The sequence below is a fragment of the Paenibacillus sp. MZ04-78.2 genome, assembly GCF_024213375.1.
In the GTDB taxonomy this organism is placed as follows: domain Bacteria; phylum Bacillota; class Bacilli; order Paenibacillales; family NBRC-103111; genus Paenibacillus_G.
In genome coordinates this window covers 1-20,362 of record NZ_JANAVJ010000059.1, presented here as the reverse complement: position 1 = coordinate 20,362, position 20,362 = coordinate 1, and the positions used below count along the sequence as shown (strand labels likewise).

13 protein-coding genes and 12 tRNA genes are annotated in these 20,362 nt (G+C 49.2%); 1 reads left to right on the top strand and 24 read right to left on the bottom strand.

Features of this window, described 5'->3' with window-relative positions; translation table 11 throughout:
• Positions 1-62: 62 nt before the first annotated feature.
• The 4 genes from NLX71_RS24490 to NLX71_RS24475 form a co-directional block, all read right to left on the bottom strand.
• Complete coding sequence (locus NLX71_RS24490; RefSeq protein ID WP_254366396.1) at positions 63-1,271, bottom strand: UvrD-helicase domain-containing protein; 1,209 nt, start codon at positions 1,269-1,271, stop codon at positions 63-65.
• Positions 1,264-4,173 carry a PD-(D/E)XK nuclease family protein gene (locus NLX71_RS24485; RefSeq protein WP_254366395.1) on the bottom strand — a complete coding sequence of 970 codons (2,910 nt, stop codon included), beginning with the start codon at positions 4,171-4,173 and terminating at the stop codon, positions 1,264-1,266. The genes NLX71_RS24490 and NLX71_RS24485 overlap by 8 nt, the downstream gene beginning before the upstream one ends.
• An 87-nt stretch (positions 4,174-4,260) precedes the next feature.
• Positions 4,261-4,569 carry a hypothetical protein gene (locus NLX71_RS24480; protein WP_254366394.1) on the bottom strand — a complete coding sequence of 103 codons (309 nt, stop codon included), beginning with the start codon at positions 4,567-4,569 and terminating at the stop codon, positions 4,261-4,263.
• Between the two features lie 170 nt (positions 4,570-4,739).
• The gene (locus NLX71_RS24475; RefSeq protein ID WP_254366393.1) at positions 4,740-5,693 is read right to left on the bottom strand and encodes a helix-turn-helix transcriptional regulator; all 954 of its coding nucleotides are present in this window, start codon (positions 5,691-5,693) and stop codon (positions 4,740-4,742) included.
• Positions 5,694-6,260: 567 nt separating this feature from the next.
• On the opposite strand from NLX71_RS24475, the gene NLX71_RS24470 reads away from it, so the two are divergent.
• Positions 6,261-7,244 (top strand): type II toxin-antitoxin system PemK/MazF family toxin, encoded by a 984-nt coding sequence (locus tag NLX71_RS24470; protein ID WP_254366392.1) that lies wholly within the window; start codon positions 6,261-6,263, stop codon positions 7,242-7,244.
• Between the two features lie 364 nt (positions 7,245-7,608).
• Here the strand turns inward: NLX71_RS24470 and NLX71_RS24465 are convergent, their stop codons facing one another.
• From NLX71_RS24465 to NLX71_RS24370, 20 genes are all read right to left on the bottom strand, one after another.
• The gene (locus NLX71_RS24465) at positions 7,609-7,950 is read right to left on the bottom strand and encodes a helix-turn-helix domain-containing protein (protein WP_254366391.1); all 342 of its coding nucleotides are present in this window, start codon (positions 7,948-7,950) and stop codon (positions 7,609-7,611) included.
• Between the two features lie 256 nt (positions 7,951-8,206).
• Positions 8,207-10,036, bottom strand: coding sequence for a glutamine--fructose-6-phosphate transaminase (isomerizing) (gene glmS, locus NLX71_RS24460; protein WP_254366390.1), 1,830 nt, complete (start codon positions 10,034-10,036; stop codon positions 8,207-8,209).
• A gap of 522 nt (positions 10,037-10,558) precedes the next feature.
• Positions 10,559-11,899, bottom strand: coding sequence for a phosphoglucosamine mutase (glmM, locus tag NLX71_RS24455; protein WP_254366389.1), 1,341 nt, complete (start codon positions 11,897-11,899; stop codon positions 10,559-10,561).
• Between the two features lie 88 nt (positions 11,900-11,987).
• Complete coding sequence (locus NLX71_RS24450; RefSeq protein ID WP_254366388.1) at positions 11,988-13,262, bottom strand: CdaR family protein; 1,275 nt, start codon at positions 13,260-13,262, stop codon at positions 11,988-11,990.
• Between the two features lie 2 nt (positions 13,263-13,264).
• A complete protein-coding gene (cdaA, locus tag NLX71_RS24445; RefSeq protein ID WP_254366387.1) occupies positions 13,265-14,071 on the bottom strand; it encodes a diadenylate cyclase CdaA in 807 nt (268 codons plus the stop codon).
• Between the two features lie 139 nt (positions 14,072-14,210).
• Positions 14,211-14,822, bottom strand: coding sequence for a zf-HC2 domain-containing protein (locus NLX71_RS24440; protein ID WP_254366386.1), 612 nt, complete (start codon positions 14,820-14,822; stop codon positions 14,211-14,213).
• Positions 14,823-14,904: 82 nt separating this feature from the next.
• On the bottom strand, positions 14,905-15,471 hold the full coding sequence (gene sigW / locus NLX71_RS24435; RefSeq protein ID WP_254366385.1) for an RNA polymerase sigma factor SigW: 567 nt from the start codon (positions 15,469-15,471) through the stop codon (positions 14,905-14,907).
• 386 nt (positions 15,472-15,857) lie between these two features.
• Entirely contained in the window at positions 15,858-18,647 is a 2,790-nt protein-coding gene (gene ppc, locus NLX71_RS24430; protein ID WP_254366384.1) for a phosphoenolpyruvate carboxylase, read from the bottom strand.
• Between the two features lie 665 nt (positions 18,648-19,312).
• A tRNA-Gly gene (locus tag NLX71_RS24425) sits at positions 19,313-19,383 on the bottom strand.
• Between the two features lie 17 nt (positions 19,384-19,400).
• Positions 19,401-19,477 (bottom strand) — tRNA-Pro (locus NLX71_RS24420).
• Positions 19,478-19,501: 24 nt separating this feature from the next.
• Positions 19,502-19,578, bottom strand: a tRNA-Arg gene (locus NLX71_RS24415).
• A gap of 12 nt (positions 19,579-19,590) precedes the next feature.
• Positions 19,591-19,665: transfer RNA gene (locus NLX71_RS24410), tRNA-Gly, on the bottom strand.
• Positions 19,666-19,670: 5 nt separating this feature from the next.
• A tRNA-Leu gene (locus NLX71_RS24405) sits at positions 19,671-19,753 on the bottom strand.
• A 47-nt stretch (positions 19,754-19,800) separates the two neighbouring features.
• A tRNA-Lys gene (locus NLX71_RS24400) sits at positions 19,801-19,873 on the bottom strand.
• Between the two features lie 5 nt (positions 19,874-19,878).
• Positions 19,879-19,953 (bottom strand) — tRNA-Gln (locus tag NLX71_RS24395).
• 15 nt (positions 19,954-19,968) lie between these two features.
• Positions 19,969-20,044 (bottom strand) — tRNA-Thr (locus tag NLX71_RS24390).
• Position 20,045: 1 nt separating this feature from the next.
• Positions 20,046-20,121: transfer RNA gene (locus tag NLX71_RS24385), tRNA-Val, on the bottom strand.
• Positions 20,122-20,131: 10 nt separating this feature from the next.
• A tRNA-Glu gene (locus NLX71_RS24380) sits at positions 20,132-20,203 on the bottom strand.
• Between the two features lie 4 nt (positions 20,204-20,207).
• Positions 20,208-20,283, bottom strand: a tRNA-Thr gene (locus tag NLX71_RS24375).
• Between the two features lie 3 nt (positions 20,284-20,286).
• A tRNA-Asn gene (locus NLX71_RS24370) sits at positions 20,287-20,362 on the bottom strand.

The following is a 20,362-nucleotide window of genomic DNA, read 5'->3' as shown; positions in this document are numbered from 1 at the left end:
TTGGGTGACATGGCTTCGATACCCTTGAAGCCCCCCGGCTTAACGGGGAAAACTGATGCGCCTTATGGGCGCACAATGGACTGCTTGGGGTCACCTACGACGAACAGCGAACCTGGTCTCGGAGTGATCCGCCGCCAATCCGATTCATTCGAATCATCCCCCGTGAGCAGAAACATGAGCTCTGCCTGAATAGGATCGGTATCCTGGAACTCATCTACGAACAAGCTGGCATACCTCCCGGCAAAAAATCGCCGCACTTCAGCATGCTCCCTGAGCAGCGCAGTCGCTCTTATCAATAAATCCTGAAAGTCTAGCAGTCCAAGCTCCCTGCGCCTGCGTGTACCGTACTCAACGGCTGGCCGAACGAAATCCACCAACTGCGGATAAAGATACTCACGCCAAGCACGAAGAAATGGTACCAGAACGCGACTTTGCCATTCTTGGAACATGACCTTGAACTCTTTAGCCTTCGCGCTATCCGTCCACCTATTTAGCGTTGCATCGATATTCCGTTCGAACGACTGGGCAAGCTGAACCACGCGCATATCGTCATGCAACCTGTGCATGGCAGCCATCCGTCTTCCGTCACGGATGAGCGACTGCAACGCATCCCAACCACGTTCCGGTTTAACCGTTGGAATAAAGTTGCTCGCTTCATCCATCATTGGCGGTAGCGATAATCGGATCAAATCAAAATCTGGTCGAGGGGAGGGAACCGTATCAATCTGAACATCCGTGTAGTCGCATACTCTAAGATAGACTTGTCGCAGATCCTCAACATTTACTTGAAGCTCTCCCAGCGCAGCTATTGTCTCTTCCTGCCCATTGTCAATCAAGTTTATCAGGTATTCGTCCCAGCATTGATCACGCAACATTGCCGCTTCTTCTTCTTCAAGCTCACGGAATGTGGGATCAAGCTTAGCTTCAATCGGTCTCTCCCTAAGCAGTCTGCCGCAAAAGGAATGGATCGTTCCCATAAAACTCCGATCAATCTCTTTAAGTGCCTGCCGTAGCAAACCGCTTTGAGGTTCCGCCGCGTTACGAATCCTCTGTTCCAACTCTAGTCGAAACCTACTTTTCAGCTCGTCCGCTGCTTTCCGCGTGAATGTAATCGCTGCGATTTGTTCTACAGTCACTCTACCTGATTCGAGTAAAGCGATCATTCTGCCGACGAGCGATGTCGTCTTTCCTGATCCCGCTCCCGCTTCCACCAAAAATATCTGGTCGAGGATCCTTGCAATACTCTCTCTTGCCGTCCGATCGTCATGCAAAGCGCTCAACCTCCTTCAAATGTTGAAGCAGCGCGTTATTTTCAGCTAAATCCCATTTTTCCTTCGTTCGCTCCGATTCGTCTCCACAAACCACTCGGTAATCACAGTATGTGCACCGCTTAGATTCTATTGTCGCCGGAAACGATCCAGACTCCATTGAAGCAAGCAGATGGCTTACCAACTCAGAAAGCTCAGCTCTCCGGTTTTGAATTCGAGACACCTCTTCCCCTTTCCCTCGTTCTGTTGGAAAATAATAGGATGATTCTACCACTCGTGCCTCGGTGTCGACTCCCATACGCTGCAGCCACTGTTCAACCGCAACGGCATAGAGTGCATGTTGGAGCTGAGTACCTTGCGAAAAATACTCATCCTCGTCATACTTCGCCGGACTACCTGTCTTATAATCATAAATCTTGTACATGTGTGGCCCGATTACATCCACTCTGTCCACAAACCCCTTCATTCTTATCACAATACCATTGTCTAAAATGACATCCATCGGTTCTCCGTCGATAGTCAGTTCGAGTTCAAAAAAACGTGGTCGCCCTTTACGCTTCTGCTCCATTTGATAAAAAATTGCAACATCACGTCGGATAGACTCGCATTCCTTTGAAAAGATATGAGGGCTTGGCGGCGGCACCATCGTTTCATACTCGTTTATTGTCTGCTCAGTAATTCCCAAGAGTCTTTGTTGGTTATGTATAAGGGTATCGCTTGTTGCTGATTCTTGAGAAATCTCTTTGAGGTAAAGGTAAAAGATGCGGTGAAGCAAACTTCCCCTACCTGCAGCATCCAACCAACGGGTCCTGTCGAATATGGCAGTATCTTTCTCCTGGACCTTCAGAACCGAGGAGAAGAAAAACCTCTTTGGACATTCCCCATATCTTTCGAGCTGTGTTACACTAAGGTACATCTCCGGGTTGTTCAGATATCGGACTGCGAAGACATCCGTCTGCAGCATCCCCTCATATTCGGACAAGAGCGCCGCTCCAATTCTCGCTTCTGCTCGATCCAAATCAGCCGCAAAATGAAAAGCTTGTTGCAATGCATGAAGCCCATTCTTCACTATTTCCCCAACAGTCAACCGATCAAGCCAGCGATCCGTTCCATCTAATAGATGCTCTCCTTCCGAGTTGTTCGCCATATAGCCTATCGGTTTTCCAAGAAAATGCTCAAGTCCTGTCAAATCCATATGGGGACTGCCTGTTACGATCCTTGCGGCCTGCAAAAGCTCGAAAGCTGGAATCGTTTCCTTCTGTTCTGCCGGATCATAACTTGTGAAGCTTAGCGTAACTGTTCCTGTCAGCATCCCCAGTCGCGCGGCGCGTTCAATAACAGCATGCTCAGCCAGATGAGTGGATATCGGCATACCACCCAAACAGCGACGTTCCTCATCCAACAAGACGGGATCTTGCCGTGTTTGTACGGACCACGCTTCATTGCTCATTCCCAATATGTATGTCTGAATCCTGCCAGACTCACCACCATCCTGAAGCGATGAAATAAACAGCTTCCCATATACCGGGCCCTCACAAAGGATACGAATATCCGCAATCAAGTCGTTAACATAACGCACGGCACTTTCGTTAGTAAACGCCCGAGGAGAGATTGCTTCCAGTTGATTCACTTGATCATTGATTTCAGCGATAACCATCATGTCTGCCTCACCGGATGGAATAGTGCACTTTTCGAGAAAATCAAGCAATGCGCGTATAACGGTAAACGGTGTCCACGTATCCTGACTTGAATCCGTTAATGTTTGGAACAATCCTTTAAATACCCGTTCTAATTGTCGAATCGCTTCGACATGATTTCCCGTTTCCTCAGTAGTAGCTGCAGCTTCAAGCATTGAAAAACGATGCCTTCCCCAACCAATCCCACTTTGCTCCAAAGTACGAATAAGTTCAGCCGTTGTCACGGAATCGCCAAAGTGACTGAATGATATATAACCATGTCTGAGAGCCTTCAGCAAACATTCAACGTCATAGTTGGATTCCAACCATTCGAGATACACCATCGCAGCCTTCCCAGCCTTCGTACAGGAGACAGGCAACCCTTTTGAAAATGTGCAGGGAATGCCTAGTGCTTGGCTTAACGTATAAATAGCTGTACTATAGGCTTCATAATTAGAAACAATGATCTCCGTTTGATCGAAAGGAATTTTCTGTCGGCAGACTCGACGGAAAGTTTCCCGAACCTCTGCAAATATTCCCGTTGCTCGGTAAAAATGAACATTAAGATTATTTGAGTTTTCGAGGGATGCTGGGAAAAAGGCTCGCTGCTTCAAGTTGACAAGCCCACTTCCGGCAATTCGTTTCAACATTTTTAACTCCACCGGATAGAGCCGCTCAACATCCCGTATGATGAAGAGCTCGTTATGGGTTTCATCAACGTTATCCGATAAGAATCCAAGCAGTCCAGTGAAATCAGTGTAACAGTTCTGCTCCAACCACTGTTCATACAAAGTGAGCAGTTCAATTATATAAAGCCCTTTATTAAGGTTATCAAAAAGAGAAACGGAAAGCTCCGATGCGCGAATGTCCGCAAACCGGAGTTCTTCTAATGCGTTATGAAAGCTATGTACAATACCTGGTGTCACCATTTCGCTTGGTATGTAATTATCGAGCCGATTAGCTAGATCAATCATAAGATTTTGTACGATCCAAAACGTCTGGCTGCTATTCAACAGTCGGATTCCTTTTTTCTTCAGCTCCAATCTTGTCCGTTTAACAACAAGTGATCTTACAGTTTCCGTTTCTACTCCAAGCAATGGGCCGTAATCTCTTGTTATTCTAGACAGCCATTGTTCAGCTTGATTAAAACGGTTGGCTAAGAGAATTTTCTTCCGAAATGGATCGTTATTACAGATTTCATACAAATCCGAAAGCCAGTTATGGTTCATTAGGCCCACTCCTTCCCTCTCTTGTATATTTCGGGAAAACACTCCCAGTTCCTTCTTAGCCAGCTTTGTATGTGGTTGTGCTCTTGATTAATTTGCAAATTTCCTTATGTACCGATTATTGATTGAAGTATTTTTTCTCGACCATTTGCTTAAGTCAATCATTTCAAGAATACCTAGACATGTAATAAGGGTAACTTCTTGTTTGAGCGCATTATATTCATACCGCCAGTACGCTTGATGAATATAAATTGCAGGTCGGCCCTGCCATTCCAGAAAACATATCTTATTATCAGCTTCCTTGCGAAGGAGTTCTTGAAACCCGTAGTAATCTAGATCTTGAGGACGACCTCTTTCGCAATAACGTTCGAAAGCATGCTTGGTTAAGATGATCTTCATTTCCTAGCCCCTCCTCGTTTTTGTTTCACGCACATACCCGACGTCTTATGACTTCATTATGCACTTCTGAAACGACAAGTGGTTGTCTCGAATGTTTGTTCGCTTGTGTTTTGTAATAATAAAAAGCATGAAATCAACAAATGATCTCATGCCCTCAATTAATTTTTCCGTTATCTCGCATACATTGCTAGCCACTCTGCCATCTGACTCTTTAAGGATTCACGTACGGACTTAGGCTCTAATATTTCCGCCGCGGGGCCATACTGCAATATCCATCGAATAAACTCTTTCTCGTTATTTACAATCACTTCAAAAATCATGCTTCCATCCTTCTGATCCTTCATTCGTGGATGGACAAATAACTCTTCTTCTTTAATATAGCGAGCTACCTCAGCATTAAAACGAACTTTGAAGGTAATATTCTTATCACCCTGTTCAATCGACCAAGTATTTTTCAAATGCTTCTTAATGTTGAAATCTCCTTTATCAAATGAAAGGCTTGTAAGATTAACCTTTAAAAATCGACTTATACGGAACGTACGTATTTCCTGTTTCAAGTGACAGTATCCAATTAAATAGAATCGCTGATCACGTGGGACCAGATAGTAAGGGTCGATCTGACGTTCAGTAGTTTCATTACGATATTGAGTATGATATACGGTATCAATCGTTTTTTGCCCTAGAATAGCTTGAATGATCGGCTGCAAGAAATTCGGACTTTCCTTTCGGTAAGCGGGCGATCCCATTTGAATAATACTAGCAATGTCCCCAATGATATTGTTTTGTTGTGATTTTTCCTTGCGATGCGTTGTCATGACTTTATCATATGCTGTCTCGAAACCCGGCGGCAGCTTATCAAGATCTAACACAGATGGTAACAATGAAAATACTAACGCTTCCTGCTCAGTAAAATTGAGTGGATACAAGAAAAACTTGCCCATAAACCGGTATCCAGTACCCCTGCCTTCATTGGTGACAGGTGCGATGAGGGTAAGAATATCAATGTCCCTATAAATCGTTCGGATATTAACATCGCATTTAAGAGCAAGTTCGGCTGCGGATATCCCAGGATTTGCTTGAATGGCATTGATTATGTTAAAGATACGGATGACTTTATCGATCATGAATATCTCCCCCTCATTCACGTAATAGTATATGAGGTTAATGATTCGACAAAATCCAGCTTTTTCCTCCCATTAGTTTCCGCTAACCTTTCGTTGATTATCGAAGCCTCCATACTTGGGTTGAAACCTTAGGTGTAAAAATACTTCTATGAAATTGAGGAGACCAACTCTTCGTGTGTTATGTTTTATCCAATCAGTTGATTTCCTTGTAGAAAAAGACTTTAACATCTATTAGATTAGATCAATTTAATAAGGGAGCCCGAAGAACTCCCTCTCCCTTATTAACAATCTATACCAGAATATTTTAATACTATCAGAACAGGAGAAATGACCAGATGATGGATGAGGAGGAACAGTTCATCAACACTGTCGAAAAAGCTAACAGTCAAGCTATAGAGAACTAATCTGGCTGCTGCCGTACCAGGTCTTTTACTTCCGGTTCCGGGACGACCATTAATCCTAAAGGGCGAGAAAAGGCAGTTTTTCTTCATATCTTTAGGTAGTCAGAACGTGTATAATAAACTCTAATGCTGTCATTTTATGATAGGTTAATAAGGAGAGGAAAACGTGGATCTTATCAAAATGCTTGGGACGATTACGAACCTTCATGCCATTGATCCGGCTGTAATCGCTCAGCTTCAACAGGTATATCGGGACTTGACCAGTGCCAACAGCCAAAACGTTGCGGGTATCCTTCGGGAGCTGGATGGGTTATTCCAAAAAATCTCAGGGATGTCGACCGCTGACCGGCAAGAGCTCCTTCGGCGTTTAGAGATCATGGCTGCGGCCCAAAATAATACATTTGCGAACGGGAACCGGTTCATGAATTTTGGAACTCCCCCACCTGCTGTTACGGCTCGTATAGGGAGCAGCACCACAACTTGGACTCCTCCAAAGCAATTTCTTACAGAAGTGAAACCCCTGGATGTGATTCATTGTCATTTAGCGGGGGTCGGTTTCGAGTATACAGGTGACCATTACGCAGTAATTTGGAATGCCAATCCTTTGTTCGAAGTCATTACCGTCATTCCGACAACGAGCAAGACGAAGTACGAGTATCCCAGCGTATTCAATATTGGCTCTATTCCGGGACTTCCTCCCAATTTAACTACGCTGAACGTAGACAAGATGCTGCAAATTTCCCGGTTGCGGATTACAAATAAGTACGGCAACTTGAAGGGCGCCACGGACCTTATGGGCCGCGATGTAGAAGAACGGATAAAGCAAGGCATCGCGGTGTATTACGGTGGGGAGGAATCTCTCGAAAATATAGTTCGGACGCAATGCAGTGTGGCTATGCCAAAGGATCTGGTTGCATTTAATGTCGTTCGGCACGTTCCTGCTAAATTCGTTAACTTTCGGTATGTGGGGCGGGATGCGGTCCTAGAATATCGGTTGTGGAACGAGACCGATCTCCGGCAACTGGACTTGATTTATCCTAACACCCGCTACCCACTTGCAAAAAAGCGGGAATTAATGAAGAACTTATTCTATAAATCCGGTTCTGATCAATCCAATGCTATAGTGGAGTACACCAGATTATTTACATAAAAAAGTGCTACGAAAGCCGTGGACGCAGCTTGTCATTACATAAGTCACATGTTATAATGAACTCAATGAAACCCAATGGGACGCTTTACCTTCTTTTATGAAAACCAGCGGAGAAGCAATCGGTTAAAACCGGTTGCTTTTCTTGCATTTTAGGGCTCGATTCGTCTTCGTTTGATTTGACTACGATTACCTAGCAGCTCGCACATTGCGCACTCTCCATCAAATAGCAAAAAGGTCCCGATGTATTATGTGATCATCGGGACCTTTTCTGTTCGGGAGTATTATCTTAAGAACAACACTTTATTGTAATGAATCATTAGGGTCACTCAGGTTATTAAAATATTTAATGTATCGTTTCAATATATTAATAACGAGTTAATTTTAATTTGATAAACTGTATTATTTCATCTTTATCTTTTTCATTAAGCTCACGAAAATTTGATAATAGATTGATTTCCTGTAATTCTATCGATAAATTAAAAATATTCTTTGTTTCCTTAATATCATCACCGAAGATTAACCAGTCGATATCAATTTTAAACCATTCTTTCATAGCTATAATTGTATCAAGTGAAGGTTTATACTTATCTTGCTCCAACTCACTTAATGTACCTTGGGATACACCAACCATGTTAGCAAACTCAACTTGACTGAGTTGGTTTGATTTTCTGACTGTACGAATACGTTCCCCAATCGTTGAAATCATCATTTGCCCCCTAAATACAGAAAAGTCCCGATTTTAATCCATCGGGACTTTTCTAGTTGAGTATAGTGCTGTTTATTTCAGCAAGCTCTTTATTTACTCAGTACACAACTTAATGCCGAGTAGAACACAACTTTATAGCTCAGCACACAACTTTAATACCAAAGGTACACAACTTTTTATTGAGTACACAACTTTAATACATTTCAGGACACAACTTTAATACCGAACTCCAAAAACCTTTATACCTCCAGCCAACCTACTCCACCGTCACGCTCTTCGCCAAATTCCGCGGCTTGTCGACATCGTTGCCGCGGGCCAGCGACGCGTAATACGCGAGCAACTGCAGCGGCACAACGGACAGCGCTGGAGTCAGCAGCGGCAGCGTTGCCGGGATCGCGAACGTACGGTCGACGACCTTGGCAAGCTCGGCGTCGCCTTCGGCATGAATGCCGAATACATGCGCGCCACGCGCTTTAACTTCCTTGATATTGCTGACCGTTTTCTCGAAAAGTTCATCCTGGGTCGCCAGCGCAATCACCGGGATGCCATCTTCGATCAGCGCCAACGTTCCATGCTTGAGCTCACCGGCCGCATACGCCTCGGAGTGGATGTAAGAAATCTCCTTCAGTTTCAAGGAGCCTTCCAGAGCCACAGCATAATCCAATCCGCGGCCAATGAAGAACAGATTGTCGTGCGTCGACACTTCATCGGCAATCGCCTTGATCGTATCGGCTTGAGCCAAAATGCTTTCGACCTTTTCCGGCAGTTGCTGCAAGCCTGCGACAACCTCGGCAATATAAGCCTCGTCCACCGTGCCAAGCGTCTGGGCCAAGTAAAGCCCAAGCAGGTAAAAGGCAATCAATTGCGAAGTATACGCCTTTGTGGAGGCTACGGCAATCTCGGGACCGGCCCATGTAATGATCACATCGTCCGCTTCCCGGGCAACGGAACTGCCGACCACGTTCGTAATAGCTAACACCCGCGCGCCGCTGCGTTTTGCTTCACGGAGTGCAGCGAGCGTATCTGCCGTCTCGCCGGATTGGCTCACGACGATAACAAGCGTCTCCGGTGTAATAATCGGAGCGCGGTAGCGGTATTCCGAAGCGACATCGGTTTCTACCGGAATCCGTGCCAGCTTCTCAATCACCGATTTTCCGACAAGACCCGCATGATAAGCCGTACCGCAAGCCACGATATGGACTTGTCGAATGGCGCGGATCTGCTCCGGCGTCATGCCTATTTCGCTCAGCACGACCTTTTCGCCGCTTGCATCCAAGCGGGCGCCCATCGTATCACGATAAGCCTTCGGCTGCTCATAGATTTCTTTCAACATGAAATGATCGAAACCGGCTTTTTCCGCCGTCACGATATCCCAATCGACATGGAATAATTCCCGGGAAATAAAATTCCCCTCCAATGTCATTAATTCGACACCGTCACGCGTCAAAGCGGCCATCTCGCCGTCGTTCAAAATATACACGTTTCGCGTATATTCGAGAATCGCCGGAATGTCCGAGCCGATGAAGTTTTCGCCTTCACCGACACCGATAATAAGCGGGCTGGACAACCGAACCGCAACGAGCTTATCCGGCTCGTATTCGGTCAATACGCCCAGCGCGAATGCGCCCTTCATGCGCGAAACCGCCTTCTGTACCGCTTTCACGATATCGCCTTCGTACAAGCTTGCGATTAAGTGGGAAATAACTTCCGTATCCGTCTCCGAAACGAATACATGGCCTTGCGCGATCAATTCTTCCTTGAGCGCAAGGTAATTCTCAATAATGCCGTTGTGTACGACGGAAAATTTAAACGAATTATCCGTATGCGGATGCGAATTCTCATCCGACGGTTTACCGTGCGTCGCCCAGCGCGTATGGCCGATCCCGATCGTGCCGCTAAGCGGCTTCTCGCCGAGCTTCGATTCCAATACGGCCAAGCGGCCTTTCGACTTCTTCACCTGCAGACCATCGGTCGTATACACGGCAACGCCAGCCGAATCGTACCCGCGGTACTCCAGTTTTTTCAAGCCGTCAATCAATATATCTTGGGAATTTCGTTTTCCCACATAACCGACGATACCGCACATATGTTCAGGACCTCCTGATTGTCAAAGAAAGTAAAATTCCATATGATCCCGTCAAAAGCTTTGTCGGTCCGGTCGCCCGGACGTTTTCAGTTTTGACGATACGGCTGGATCGATGGCCGGAAGGTCCCCGCCGAATGATTCGAACACCTTCACCTCGTCAACTGAATGCCAACCTAAGATACCCGCTTCCTGCGTTGTCTAAGAGATAGTGGAGTCCATACCCGCCGCTTCCCGCGGCGATGGACCCTGTGACCGAATGCGCAGAAAACAAAGCAGCCCCGGATAAGTCATCCAGTCCTGGCGCTTGTCTTGCTAAGTAACCCCGCCCCACCTTTCTGTTTAGAGTAAGATTCTATACCAATCTTATTCATTTTGGCCCGAAAGCGCAACCTCTATTTTCATCGGCTTTCATTTCCGCCAATCGTAAAACGAAGATCCCGGCTGCCTTTCCGGCGTCCGGGATCTTGGATTCCGCGTCACCGAGAGCAGCCGTGCAACGTTCCTTCTCCCACGTTAACCCGATTACACCAGCTCTCGCTGGATCACATCAGCGATCTGCTGCACATAAGCTTCGACCCGGTCTTTGTCCGGTCCTTCAGCCATGACGCGGATCAGCGACTCCGTGCCGGAAGGACGCACCAATACCCGGCCATTGTCGCCCAGTTCGTCCTCGACTTGACGAATAACGGCTTCGACAGCAAGATTGTTGTTGAGTTTGCTTTTATCTGCCACACGCACATTCACGAGCGTTTGCGGATATTTGCGCATGATGCCCTTCATCTCGCTCAGGCTTTTTCCGGCTTTCACCAGCGTATCTACAAGCTGAAGCGCCGTCAGAATGCCGTCCCCCGTCGTAATGTGGTCGAGGAAAATGACATGGCCGGACTGTTCACCGCCCAGATTGTATCCGCCTTTGCGCATTTCTTCCATCACGTAACGGTCGCCTACTGCGGTCTTCGCCGCCTTTAGACCTACCGCTTCGATGCCTTTGAAGAACCCGATATTGCTCATGACGGTCGTCACGATCGTCGAGCCGCGCAGCTGGCCGGCCTGATTCATCGCATGACCGCAGATGCTCAGGATGAAATCGCCATCCACTTCTTCGCCGTTCTCGTCAATCGCAATCAGGCGGTCCGCATCCCCGTCGAAAGCAAGCCCGATATGCGCCTGCTTCTCAACCACCAGCTTCCGCAGATCTTCGGGATGAGTCGAACCGCAATGGTCGTTGATATTGCGTCCGTTTGGCTCCGCCCCCATCGTAATCACTTCCGCGCCGAGCGCTTCAAACACTTTAGGCGCCAACTCGTAAGCCGCGCCGTTGGCGCAATCCAATGCGATACGGTAGCCCTTGAAAGAAGAGGTTACCGTCGACTGAATATAGTTCAAATATTGGAATTTCGCTTCTTCATTGTCGATTACATTGCCGATAGCTCCGCCGGTCGGCCGCGGCAGCTCGTCGTTTGCCGCATCCATCAGCCGCTCGATCTCGAGCTCCGTCTCATCGGACAGCTTGAAGCCGTCCGCGCCAAAAAACTTGATTCCGTTATCCTCCACCGGATTGTGGCTGGCCGAAATCATAACACCGGCGTCCGCCTTCAGCTCTCGTGTCAAATAAGCCACGCCGGGTGTGCTCAGCACGCCGAGCCGAATAACATTGGCGCCGATAGACAGCAGACCTGCGACAAGCGCCGCCTCCAGCATCGGACCGGATACCCGCGTATCGCGGCCGATGACGACATTCGGCTTTTCCACTTTACCTGCCAAGACATAGCCGCCGCAACGGCCGATTTTGTACGCAAGCTCCGGGGTTAACCCTTGGTTTGCAACTCCGCGGACACCGTCCGTACCAAAATATTTCCCCATCGAATCTCTCTCCCCTTGCAGTGCCTTATGTCGAAAAACTACTTCCCATTATCACCGATTCGTCTCAAACGGTCAAATCTTGCCCATCCTAGGGCGCGGCAGGAGGGGTAGCAGGCGGCGTTTCCGACGGCTTGCCGGGCTTCGCGCCGATCTCTACCGTCGCTTTGAAATCCTGCTGCGGCCCTTTCTTCACGAACGTCGGCAAGTTCCAGGTTACCGGCACCTCATGCTTGCCGGGCGGCAAATTGCTCACATCGAGAATTCCCTGAACATCCTGCGGCTTCAGCTTGTCAATCAGCTCCTGTGCGCCTTCGACGGTCAGGTTCAGCTGCCCCGACTCCGGTAGCACGACTTTCGTATCAAAACCGTCGTTTTGCCCGATGATCGACAACGGGATCGCCTCCAGCGTCTTCGTTACCGACGGCACGATCGTGACCGTCACCGTCACTTTATCCGGATCAAGCTGCTTAACGTTATTCCGCAGCGGAATAGGCAAAGTGAACTCCTTATTCTCTTTCAGCTCGCTCAGATCCACCTGCGGTCCTTCGTAAAATTCCGTCCGATCCAGCACGTTCTGCGGCCCGAATACCGTGACTTTATCCGTGCTCTGCCGGACGGAAGCTACAGCGTAGCCCCGAGGCGGTTCGCCCACGAGCTTTACCTGGAGCGGTACGAGCGTGAACGGGCTGGTGATAGGTACTTCGACCTCTACCACGGCCGGATTGATCACAGCAGTCTCAATCGGCTTGCCGTCTTTGTTATAGGCCACCAGTTTCACCTTGCTGGAAACCGCCGATTGCGCTTTCTCTACATTTACGTCCGCGCGAACCGATTCCACCTGATCGTAGATGCGGCTTGGGACGGATACGGTGACCTGCTTCGGCTTTGCGACCGGCTGCCCGGCTTTCAGCCCGACAGCGGGGATTCCCGTCACGTTGACGGTAACCGGCATCGATTTATTTTTCTTATCGTCGATCACGACCCGGACATTGGCCGGCGTTGCCTTCACAGTCACATTCGACGGAAAGCCTACCGGAGTGACCGGAAGCAGATACTCCCCTTTACCTACCTTGGTCAGATCCAGCTCCACCGAATAGGCCCCCGAGTTCATGACCTTTTTCATGGCGGAATCCCTGCCCGTTAGGCTTAACGTCACCTGAGCAGGATCGATCTGCACGACATAAAACTGGTCCGTATCATACTTCGGCGTCACCGCGACGTTCCCGATTTTTTCCTCCAAAATACCTTTGCTGGTCGTTCCCGCGATCGGAACGTTGTCCGAACGGACCACCGCCCACAGCATGATTCCTATAATCAGCGCAATAACCTTTACGACGTTCGTGTTGCGCAGCCATTGATCCATATCTACCGTCGCCTCCATTTCCAAATGGAGCGTTTTTCATTCGTCTTCGCTATCGGCTTCAATTCCTCGAACAGCTTGGCCAATAAGGCATCCTCTTTCACATCTCGCAAAATATGGCCGTTCATCGCGAGCGAGATGGCTCCCGTCTCCTCGGACACAATGACGCACATCGCATCCGATACCTCGCTCATGCCGATCGCCGCCCTGTGCCTTGTCCCGAGCTCCTTGCTGATAAAAGGATTTTCGGACAGCGGCAAATAGCAGCCTGCCGCCATCAGCTGATGCTTCCTTAAAATAACCGCTCCATCATGAAGCGGCGTGTTCGGCACGAAGATGTTAATCAGCAGCTCCGAGCTGATATGCGATTCGATCGGAATGCCCGACTCGATATAGTCGGTAAGTCCCGTATCCCGCTCGAATACGATCAGCGCTCCGATTTTGCGCCGTGCCATATAGCTGACAGCTTTTAGCACCTCGTTGATCCGGCGGTTCACTTCCGTATCTTCCTCGACAGTCGTCCGGCTGAACAGCTTGCCGCGTCCAAGCTGCTCCAGCGCCCTCCGCAGCTCCGGCTGGAAGATAATAAAGACCCCGACGAGCCCGAAGGTGAACATTTGATTCATCATCCACTGCAGTGTATTCAGATTAAACCACGAGCTGAGCGCCCAGGTCACGACAACGACAAAAATGCCTTTGAGCAATTGAATGGCGCGGGTTCCCCGGACCACCAAAATCAATTTGTAAATGACATAGCTGACAATCAATATATCGATAATATCTTTAACGTCAATTTCTGTAATCCAATCCATCGCGTTGCCCCCAAGCCTGCCTCCGTCATATCAATTCCCCTGTAGTATTCCCCTTCCTTAGATCATACCATATTTGCAACAAAAAACCCTCCCTTTCTACAACGCGTAAGGGAGGATTTTAAAAATCGGGTCTCTTGGCCTATTTCATTCCTGAAATAGTACCAGCCCACTGATTCATTTTGTACCAAAGCCAGCTGAAGGCCTGGTCAATATGTTGAATATGCCCGGAAATATGCGCCGTAGAGGCCAGTTGAACCGATCCGTCAATCACCGTAATATTGCCCGAGATGTCGCCGTCCACCTGCAGCTTTCCGTTCTCTACCGTTAAATCTCCTGCCACTTTGCTGCCTGCCGGCACATAAACCGTATCCCCTTTAATAACGACCGACTGCAGGTCATTTCCCTTCACGAGCAATTCGCGATCATCGTTCCATGAGGAAACGAAGGTCGAGAGCATCACAAGAAAAAAGACCGCCGCCACCGAGGCCGCTGGATGCTTACGGATCCACCGGTACCATGGATTTTGCCGTTTGACCGGTGGCAGCGCCTGCATGATCCGCTCCGTCAAGCCTTCAGGAACCTTCTGCGGCGGCCAAGCATGAATCAGCGCTTCCACTTTCTCAAACTGCTGCAGGCGCTTGCGGCAATCCGGGCAAACAAGCAAATGCTCTTTGAGCACCACCGCGTCCCTTCCTTCCAAGCTCCCGTCCAAATATTCATGCAGCAAAGGGAGGGCTTCCTCACAATTCATCCTGAGCCACTCCTTTCTTCTGTCCATTAAATCATTTGTGTCATACAATACGTTCGACGCCGAGAGATGTTTCAAAAAACAACTATAAAACCTGCTCTATTTTTTTACGCAAAAATTCCCTGCCCCGGTGCAATCTGGTTTTGATCGTCGTTACCGGCATTGACAGCACATCGCTAATCTCCTGAAGCGACAAGTCCTGGAGATAACGCAAAATCACGACCGCCCGGTATTTCTCCGGCAGCGACTTGATTGATTCGCGAATCTGCTCCTGCGTCTCCGACAACACCACTTGATTGTCCGGTGTTTCTTCACGGCTTGGCAGGGCGGAATACCAATCGCTTCCTTCCCCGTCGCTCATCTCGGCATCCAGCGAATAGCTGATCTTCCGCTTGCGAAGCCGGTCAATGGACAGGTTCGTCCCGATCCGGTATATCCATGTCGAGAATTTCTGCTGCTCGTCATAACGGTCCAAATTCGTATACACCCGCAAAAACGTCTCCTGCACGATCTCCTCCGCCTCATGACGGTTATGCAGCATACGATAGGCGAGATGGAAAATTTTATCCTTATACAGCTCCACCAATTCAGCAAAAGCCGCTCGATCCCCGCTCCGGGCGAGCTTGGCGAGCCGGGTGTCCATTTGATTCACCGACCTACCTCCAACCTCCGAGCTTGGACCCGCTTGGCTTACCAAACGGTCAAATTCGGATTCTTCCGGACAACGCCTGACCTTTCTTCGATCACCGTTCCGTCTACTAGTAAAAGCATACCAAACGACTGCACCGCATGTATAGTCTCTTGCAAAAGAAATTGTGCTCCGGTCCCCCTCCGTATCCACACTTTAGCAAATCTGCCATTCTGCGATATAATAATGAAATCTTACGATAGACGGCACTTGGCATCGGCGCATCCGCCGGTCCCCTTCTTAGGTTGCACAAGGAGAAGTCCGGCATACCTGTGAAACCAAACATGACAAAAACCGGGCCGCTCGGCATAAGCCAAGCTCCCGGCTTTCGGTTTGGAGGCTGACACGCATCAGCCTGTATTGCGAAGTCCAGCGGCAATTCCGTTAATCGTAAGAAGCACTTCGCGGAGCAGAAGCGAATCGTCGCCGCCTTGCTCGCGCAGCGGGCGAAGCTCCGACAGAAGCTGAACCTGCATATAGCTCAGCGGATCGACGTACGGATTGCGAAGCCGGATCGATTCTTGAATGACCGGGACGTTGTCCAAAATTTCCTGCTGGCCCGTAATTTTCAGAATCAGGTCCGACGTCCGTTCATACTCTTCTTCGATCATACGGATGATCCGTTCGGCAATCGTCCCATCCTCGATCATGCTGCCGTATTCTTTCGCAATCAGCAGATCAGCCTTCGCGAGCGCCATCTGCAAGTTGTCAATGAGCGAACGGAAGAACGCCCAGTTGTTGTACATCTCCTGCAAGATGCGTAGGTTTTCCGGATTCCCTTGGTAGAAGCTGTACAACCCGTAACCCGAAGCATACCAAGCGGGCAGCAAATAACGGCTTTGCGTCCAAGCAAACACCCACGGGATGGCCCGGAGGTCTTCGAAACGGTCGCTATTCTTCCGCTTGGACGGACGGGAGCCGATATTGAGTTCCCCGATCTCCGGCAGCGGCGTGGACTGCTTGAAGAAGGTCAGGAAGTCCGGATCGCGGAAAATCAGATCCTGGTACTTCTGCTGAGCCTGCTCGGAAATGTCGAGCATAATCGTTTCCCAGCCCGGCTCGGAAGGGTCGGCCTGCGGGTTGCGTGCCCACAGCGCGCTTTTGATCAGCGCAGATGTCGCTTGCTCCAAGCTTCGGTAAGCAATCCCCTTCATGGAATAACGGGAGGAAAGCACTTCGCCTTGCTCTGTGATTTTGATCCCGCCGCCTACCGTATCGGCCGGTTGAGCCAAGATACTCCGGTTGAGCGGCATGCCTCCGCGGCCAAGCGCGCCTCCGCGGCCGTGGAAAAACTTCAGCTTCACGTCGAACGGCTTCGCCGCCGCCGTAATGCTGCGCAGCGCGACCCGCAGCTCCCAGTTGGCGGTAATCACGCCGCCGTCTTTGTTACTGTCGGAATAGCCGAGCATAATTTCCTGAAGATGATTCGTGCTGTTCAGGCTGTTCCGGTAAGCCGGAATTTGGAACAGCGTTGTCATAATCTCCGGAGCCGCGTGCAAGTCGTCAATCGTCTCGAAGAGCGGGACGGATTGCAGCGTACAGGTGATGGAACCGTCCGGCTCGTGCAAATACAAGCCCGCTTCTTTTCCGAATACAAGCACCTCAAGCAGGTCGCTGGCTCCTTGCGTCATACTGATTAGATAGCTTGTGATACAGCTTCTGCCGAACTCCTGCTGTGCCTTTTGGATGACGCGGTACACGTCCAGGCATTCCTGCGTAGACTCGGAATAATGCAGATAAGGCGAAGTAATCGGCCGCGGATCGTTCAAAATATCGGTCAACAGCTTGATCTTTTGCTCCTCTGGAAGCATACCGTAATCGGAACAAATGCTCATCTTAGCCAAAATCTCCGTCATCGCGGCTTCGTGCTCTTTACTATGCTGTCTGACGTCCAACGAGGCCAGATGGAAACCAAACAGCTCCACCTGACGAATCATCTTTTGCACATAGGCATCGGCGATGTAATCGGCATAATGATTGCGCAAGCTGCGCTCGATAATCAGCAAATCTTCCTTGAATTGCAAAGGAGTATTATATTTTTTGCCCTCCGGCACGTTTAGTTTGGCCGTATTGCGAATTTTCTCGACCATATACCGGACTTTGATGCGATATGGCTCTTTTTCGTTAGGCCATACTTGGTCGGATGGCAGTTCGACCAGATCCCGGTCGTGCTGGATCGAATCCAGCAGCTCCTGCGTCACTTCGACGATATTTTTGCTAAAGCTCATATGCTTCAGCAAATCCGTCAGCAGCTCCTCGTACTTCTGCAGCGCGAGCTCCCGGTGCATGCTAAGCGTTTCCCACGTCACGTTGGAGGTCACCGAAGGGTTGCCGTCGCGGTCGCCCCCGATCCACGATCCGAATTTCAGGAACGTCGGTACATGCCAAGACTGCTCCGGGTAGTACTTATGCAGACATCGTTCCAGCTCCTGATACACTTGAGGGAGCACATCGAACAACGTTTCATCAAAATAATACAGTCCATTTTTAACCTCGTCGCCGACGGTCGGCTTCCGGTCGCGCAGCTCGTCTGTCTGCCAGAGGGTAATGACCTCGCCCAGAAGCTTCTCACGCAACTGCTCGCGTTCACGGAACGTCAAGCTCGGGTTGTCCAGCTCCATCACATCAGCCGCAATCCGCTGATGAATATCAAGCACCGCACGGCGGGTCGCTTCCGTCGGATGAGCCGTCATCACGAGCTCCAGCGAGATGCCCTCGATCATATCCCGAACCTCTTCCGCAGGCGTACCAAGCGTTTTTAGCTTGCGGACCACGTCCTCGATCGAACCCGGCTGCACGTTTTCTCCTGATGTACGTTCATAATCGCGTTTGCGCCGAATCCGGTGATTCTGCTCGGCGATGTTGATCAATTGAAAATAAACGGCAAACGCACGGATAACCTGATGGCGAATCTCCGGAGCCAAACCGTCTATCGTATCCTTAAACTCCGCATACATTTCCGGTGTAAACTCGGCGCGCAACGATTTACTCATCTCTCTTATCTTCTCTACGATGGTAAACAGTGTATTGCCGCCCTGATGAACCAGCACCTCACCCAAAATATGCCCCAAAAACCGAACATCGCGGCGAAGCAAATTGTTGGATGTGTTTTTGTTGATCAAACTGACAGAATCCGACATGGTTCTCCTCCATCTCTAAGCCAAGATCATAACCCCTATTTTAGCACAACCTTAAGCAACCATGTAGTCCATTTATGCGGTAAAGCGAAAAAAACCATTGTAAATTTATAGGAATTAATTGTTTAGAAGCCATGTGAACATCAATCGGGGAAGCAACCCAGATGATAAAGGGGGAGGCTTGTATCGGAAAAGCAAATATAGCGACGACGTATGCTTCCCATTTAGAAGTCCCGTCGTTTGCAACTTACGGCTTGTAGCTTGTAATCAACCTTCGGCTGTCGAGCCCATACCATTGAATGTCAAAAACAGATAACCCGATCGGCATTATAAAAGATCATAACAAAACTACAGAGCGGTCGCAATATTTTAACGAAAAGTATCGGTTAACAAAATCTGGTGGAATATCGCCCCCGGAACTCCTTATTTCTTACAGAAAGCCTTGTTTAGCATTTTGGTGTTGCTGCGGGATTACGCACCACTTTTGGCGTGACTTCCATAACATTGTAAAAACCGCCGACCCGAACGCTTACATCGTCGGAGAAGTGTGGAACGATTCAATGAAATGGCTGCTGGGTGCCCGATCTTTGCTCCAAGGATAAATTAGGTTACGGATACAATAAAAAACCGTGCTTAAGCGATAAGCTCTAGCACGGTTTTTACCAATAAGCGGGTGATGGGAATCGAACCCACGCTACCAGCTTGGAAGGCTGGAGTTCTACCATTGAACTACACCCGCATATGAAGAAAAATTGATGGTCGGGACGACACGATTTGAACATGCGACCCCCTGGTCCCAAACCAGGTGCTCTACCAAGCTGAGCTACGTCCCGAGATGTTAAGCTACTATGTGAAAATGGCGTGCCCTGAGAGATTCGAACTCCCGACCTTTTGATTCGTAGTCAAACGCTCTATCCGGCTGAGCTAAGGGCACAAACTGTAATTATGGAGCGGAAGACGGGATTCGAACCCGCGACCCTCGCCTTGGCAAGGCGATGCTCTACCCCTGAGCCACTTCCGCAATTATGGTGCGCGTAGAGGGACTTGAACCCCCACGGTCTCCCGCCAGATCCTAAGTCTGGTGCGTCTGCCAATTCCGCCATACGCGCCTATACTGCAATGATTCAAAGCATACTCCCTGCAGTTGTGAAGAAAGTGAGCCATGTAGGACTCGAACCTACGACACCCTGATTAAAAGTCAGGTGCTCTACCAACTGAGCTAATGGCTCATGCATGGCTGGGGATCTAGGATTCGAACCTAGGCATGACGGAGTCAAAGTCCGTTGCCTTACCGCTTGGCTAATCCCCAATAAAGTGTTGTTACTGGTGCCGCCGAGAGGACTTGAACCCCCAACCTACTGATTACAAGTCAGTTGCTCTACCAATTGAGCTACAGCGGCATGGTGGAGGCTGACGGGATCGAACCGCCGACCCTCTGCTTGTAAGGCAGATGCTCTCCCAGCTGAGCTAAGCCTCCAGCAGAACAATGACCCGTAGGGGATTCGAACCCCTGTTACCTCCGTGAAAGGGAGGTGTCTTAACCCCTTGACCAACGGGCCGAAATGGAGCTTCCAACCGGGATCGAACCGGTGACCTCATCCTTACCATGGATGCACTCTACCTACTGAGCTATGGAAGCATATGGCTCCCCGAACAGGACTCGAACCTGTGACAACTCGATTAACAGTCGAGTGCTCTACCAACTGAGCTATCAGGGA

Coding starts and splice junctions, on each gene's coding strand:
- glmS (WP_254366390.1), bottom strand. CDS start 10,036: ATGTGCGGTATCGTCGGTTATGTGGGAAAACGAAATTCCCAAGATATA.
- NLX71_RS24485 (WP_254366395.1), bottom strand. CDS start 4,173: ATGAACCATAACTGGCTTTCGGATTTGTATGAAATCTGTAATAACGAT.
- ppc (WP_254366384.1), bottom strand. CDS start 18,647: ATGTCGGATTCTGTCAGTTTGATCAACAAAAACACATCCAACAATTTG.
- cdaA (WP_254366387.1), bottom strand. CDS start 14,071: ATGGATTGGATTACAGAAATTGACGTTAAAGATATTATCGATATATTG.
- NLX71_RS24480 (WP_254366394.1), bottom strand. CDS start 4,569: ATGAAGATCATCTTAACCAAGCATGCTTTCGAACGTTATTGCGAAAGA.
- glmM (WP_254366389.1), bottom strand. CDS start 11,899: ATGGGGAAATATTTTGGTACGGACGGTGTCCGCGGAGTTGCAAACCAA.
- NLX71_RS24465 (WP_254366391.1), bottom strand. CDS start 7,950: ATGATTTCAACGATTGGGGAACGTATTCGTACAGTCAGAAAATCAAAC.
- NLX71_RS24440 (WP_254366386.1), bottom strand. CDS start 14,822: ATGAATTGTGAGGAAGCCCTCCCTTTGCTGCATGAATATTTGGACGGG.
- NLX71_RS24450 (WP_254366388.1), bottom strand. CDS start 13,262: ATGGATCAATGGCTGCGCAACACGAACGTCGTAAAGGTTATTGCGCTG.
- NLX71_RS24475 (WP_254366393.1), bottom strand. CDS start 5,693: ATGATCGATAAAGTCATCCGTATCTTTAACATAATCAATGCCATTCAA.